A 440-nucleotide genomic window follows, 5' to 3' on the forward strand; every position below is an offset into this window, starting at 1 on the left:
TCTTTGTCCAGCGTCGCGTTGGCCTGCGCCACCACGTACTTGCCTTCCTCGATGGCCGACAGGTAATCCACCTGGTCGGTCAGCTTGCCGTTTTCAACCTTGCGGTACGGCGTTTCGAGGAAGCCGTAGTCGTTCAGCTGTGCGTACAGCGCCAGCGAGTTGATCAGACCAATGTTCGGACCTTCCGGCGTTTCGATCGGGCACACGCGGCCATAGTGGGTCGGGTGCACGTCACGGACTTCAAAGCCCGCACGCTCGCGCGTCAGACCGCCCGGGCCCAGTGCCGAAATACGACGCTTGTGCGTGACTTCCGACAGCGGGTTGGTCTGGTCCATGAACTGCGACAGCTGCGACGAACCGAAGAACTCGCGAATCGCCGACGAAATCGGCTTCGAGTTGATCAGGTCGTGCGGCATCAGGTTTTCCGTCTCGGCCTGACC

The 440-nt window shown here is 61.1% G+C and carries 1 pseudogene; it reads right to left on the minus strand.

The window, feature by feature from the left end:
• Nucleotides 1-440, minus strand: a pseudogene (locus tag NQ012_RS12910) (DNA-directed RNA polymerase subunit beta); the annotation flags it as partial.

Source organism: Neisseria dentiae (assembly GCF_024580525.1).
Classification (GTDB): Bacteria; Pseudomonadota; Gammaproteobacteria; order Burkholderiales; family Neisseriaceae; genus Neisseria; species Neisseria dentiae_A.